4 protein-coding genes and 1 tRNA gene are annotated in these 3,809 nt (G+C 49.2%); all 5 read left to right on the forward strand.

Features of this window, described 5'->3' with window-relative positions:
• Positions 1-49 precede the first annotated feature (49 nt).
• The 5 genes from PHQ58_RS23475 to PHQ58_RS23495 all read left to right on the forward strand — a co-directional run bounded on the left by PHQ58_RS23475 (position 50) and on the right by PHQ58_RS23495 (position 3,716).
• Positions 50-125 (forward strand) — tRNA-Thr (locus PHQ58_RS23475).
• 168 nt (positions 126-293) lie between these two features.
• Positions 294-1,457 (forward strand): site-specific integrase, encoded by a 1,164-nt coding sequence (locus tag PHQ58_RS23480; RefSeq protein WP_300116326.1) that lies wholly within the window; start codon positions 294-296, stop codon positions 1,455-1,457.
• A gap of 30 nt (positions 1,458-1,487) precedes the next feature.
• Positions 1,488-1,910, forward strand: a complete 423-nt coding sequence (locus PHQ58_RS23485) for a hypothetical protein (RefSeq protein ID WP_300116329.1) — start codon at positions 1,488-1,490, stop codon at positions 1,908-1,910.
• A gap of 7 nt (positions 1,911-1,917) precedes the next feature.
• A complete protein-coding gene (locus PHQ58_RS23490; RefSeq protein ID WP_300116332.1) occupies positions 1,918-2,649 on the forward strand; it encodes a DUF429 domain-containing protein in 732 nt (243 codons plus the stop codon).
• 254 nt (positions 2,650-2,903) lie between these two features.
• Positions 2,904-3,716, forward strand: coding sequence for an AAA family ATPase (locus PHQ58_RS23495; protein ID WP_300116335.1), 813 nt, complete (start codon positions 2,904-2,906; stop codon positions 3,714-3,716).
• Positions 3,717-3,809 lie beyond the last annotated feature (93 nt).

A 3,809-nucleotide genomic window follows, 5' to 3' on the forward strand; every position in this document is an offset into this window, starting at 1 on the left:
GCTACCACCACGAGGCCTGATCACCTCGCTATAATCTTCGTTTTTCCAAGCCGGTGTAGCTCAGTCGGTAGAGCAGCTCATTCGTAATGAGAAGGTCGGGTGTTCGATTCATCTCTCCGGCACCAATAAAATCAATGACTTACGAGTCGTTGTTGCCCCAAGTACCGTCATCTGTCACACTCATGTCACAGTTGACGGCATTCTTGAGCAGCACTGGTCATCAGTGCCGTTTATCTCCAGCGCCAGATTTCGCGCCGTCAACTCAACCCCTGGCAGTTACGGTAGCAAATCAAATGGCAGCCATACGTGAACGGATCGACGAAAACGGTCAGAAGAGCTATCAAGCTCAAGTCCGCATACAGGGCTACCCTCCCCGCTCCAAAACTTTTCTGCGCAAGACAGACGCCAAGAAATGGGCAGTCCAGACCGAGACTGAAATTCGTACTGGCATGCACATTCGTCAAAGTCAGGCGGGCAAGCACACTGCCAAAGAAATGCTTGAAAAGTACACGGACGAGAAGCTCGGCGACAAAGCGGGAAAAGGCAAAGACCAGCGCACCCACCTCAACTGGTGGATTGAACAGATCGGTGACTACGCGTTGTCCGAAGTAACCACGCCGCTGCTGACCCATTGCATTACAAAGCTGAAGAAGACCAAGACCCGGCGTGGTGAACTTCCAGCGCCTGCAACGGTTTTGCGTTACCTGATGACCCTGTCTGCTGTCTACACTGCTGCTCGCAAGGAATGGGGAATGTGCGAAACATCACCGGTTGACAATGTCCAGCGGCCCAAAGTGAAGAACGAACGCACCCGCTATCTGACGGATGCAGAGCGCGAGTCGCTGCTCACCGCATGTAGAAACTCTACAAATTCTGACCTTTATCTGGTGGTGATTCTGGCTATCTCCACCGGAATGCGCAAAGGTGAAATCATGGGCATGCGCTGGCAGGACGTACACACATCGCAAGAGCAGAACTTCACACGCATTCACCTGACAAAGACGAAGAACAATCAGGACCGCTCGGTATTGCTGACCTCACACGCACTCGAACTGTTAGAGGAAAGGAAAACAAAGGTACTTGAAACCACCAAATTGAAAGTCGCTGCTGGGCTGATCTTTCCTGGTCCGATCACAACTGACAAACCAGCTGACCTACGTAAGCCCTGGGCTGCGGCCATGGAGGAAGCAGGCCTCAAAGACTTTCGATTTCACGATCTGCGGCACACGACCGCCAGTTACCTTGCCATGGATGGGACAAGCTTGTTGTCCATCAGCAAAGTGTTGGGCCACAAGTCCACCAAAATGACCGAGCGTTATGCACACCTGACAAGCTCACATCTTGATGACGCTATTCGGAGCATGAACGAAAAAAGGTTTGGTGTAAATGGTGCACCTTCTAAGGTCGAGGAGCAAATAGAAAAGGATTCAGTTGAAAAATCAGCTACCTCGACATAACGCAGCCGATTTGTTCAAGAAGAACATCCGATGGAAGCGTTAAGTGAACTCAAACGCCCATGGAAACTGGCGACGCTCGCCATGGGCATCACTTTGCTGATTGTTGGTCGGTTCTACTACCAAGCGCCGGACTGGGATGTACCGATCAGTTTGATCATGGCGTTGGTGGCCTATGCGACGGCATCTTGGTCGATGCACGTAATGGTGGAACGCCAGTGGAAAAATTGGCCGTCAATGCTTGTTGTTACATGGTTTGCGGTTGACGGTTGTTACTGGCTTTACTGGCGCTGGCAAGACCCGGTTGCTCTGGAAATGATGCGGGAAGCGAATGCACCTGCTTCGCTCTCGCTTTACTGGATGTGCGGCCTGGTCTGGTACTTTCACGGCAACGCTAGGGAGTATTTCGGATTTGTCCAAACCCAATGGTGCCGACTGAGGGGCATTGCCAAATGAGGGCAGTATGCAACTAGCTGGCATTGATTTGGCATGGCGAAGCAATAAGAACCCTACTGCGCTTGCAATTGGTTCGTTGAAGGGCAATGAACTGGAGCTAACGGCAATTGCAAAAGACCTGTTTGGCATTGCCCCTATCGTTACGTACCTGAACAATCTACCGGACCTTTATGGCATCGCAATTGATGGCCCGTTGATTATTGAGAATTCTTCTGGGCAACGGAAATGCGAGACATTGATTGGGCAAGAGTACGGCTCAAGACATGCTTCATGTCATACATCTAACCTGACACTGTTTCCGAAGGCCGACAGCGTTCAGCTTTCACGAACCCTGCTATCACAAGGCTTCCAACACCTTGGTGCAACTACTGGACGTTGGCAACTTGAGTGCTATCCGCACCCTGCACTGATTGAGTTGTTAAATCTCAAAGTACGCCACCCATACAAGAAGGGCTCAGTGAGTACGAAACGGCGCGGTCAGTGCGAACTGGCCGAGTATCTTTTAAGCCTAGCTGAATCACCTGTACTTAGGCTATCCATCCCAGATGTGCTTTCACAACCGCTCGGGCAAAGTCACATTGATAGTCTTACCGGCACGTCATTGAAGCAGAACGAAGACATACTTGACGCAATGGTCTGCCTCTACGTTGCTGGCTTGTACGCGATTGGGACCAGTGATCAAGTGTTTGGCGACGCGGTGGACGGCTACATCTACGTACCGCGCGTGAAATGCATCTAGTGCAGATTAGCTAGCGCCCGCCACTTACCAGTCACCGCATAAGCGGTTCCGATAACGCTGAGTACAACGGATGGCCTAGCATATAACTGGATTTTCACTGTTGCCAACCCAAACAAGGCCGTCAAATGCAAACAGCGATTGAGTACACTCATCCGGAGTTGCTGATTCAGGAATCGGCGCTCGCCTCTGCTCATAATTGAATCGGCAAGGGCGGCTCAATAAGTAATCTGAAATGACGTAAGGGAGCCTGTTTTATGGTCAAGCTAAACAAACTCACGTTTGAGGGGTTTCGGACCCCAATGCATACCGCATCGGTTGAATTCTCCAAAGACTTAGTAACTGTTATATACGGCGACAACGGCTCCGGAAAAACAACTTATCTACGAGCCATTAACGCTTTTCTTTCTCAAGACAGCGCCTATCTTGAATCAATATCAGTTCAAAGCATAACTTGCAGTTACCTTTACGACGAGATAAATGAAGTAGTTGATGAAGAGGGAAATGTTGTAGACCAAGTGGTGATAAGAGAAAATCTACCTGGCATTGTTAGGGTTGAAAAGTACGAAGGAAAATATGATTGGTCTGATTTTGAGCAGTCGGCTTTGATAAAGACAAAATCGCTATCCTTGGGAGTTGAGCGCGGTGTGGCTACCACCCAGTCCAGAATTGATTCTGATGTTATATTGAATTACTTTCTGCATCCGCGAAATCGCAACAGTTTAAAATCGGTAGCACCATTGAGAGATAGTGGCATACATGAGCTAGCCGAGGATATGGCTAGATACATCAGATCATGGCAGGTCAATAGCAGTAGGTTGAAACGCTCGGAATTAAAGTTTGACAGCGCCCACGTCAACTTACAGAATATTAAACTTGAGAATATTGAGCAAATATTACTGGACCACTATAAATTTGCACGTGAAATCGCTACAAAACAGATTCAAGATGCCTTGTTTAACACTCTCGCGGTGGAGTTTTCAGACAAAAAAGATGCTGATAATAATGTGTCTAAAAAGGAATTTGTCTCCACCCTTAACAGGCTGCTGAAATACCTCCCCCATCCCTGACAATGCAGCCACGCCAACGAACCTGAGACATCCATGCGCGGAGCCGACACCTTCACCGAGAGCCTGTTCACCATGCGTCGCCTGGAAGACTTC

This window comes from Rhodoferax sp. (assembly GCF_028688795.1).
Taxonomy (GTDB): domain Bacteria; phylum Pseudomonadota; class Gammaproteobacteria; order Burkholderiales; family Burkholderiaceae_C; genus Rhodoferax.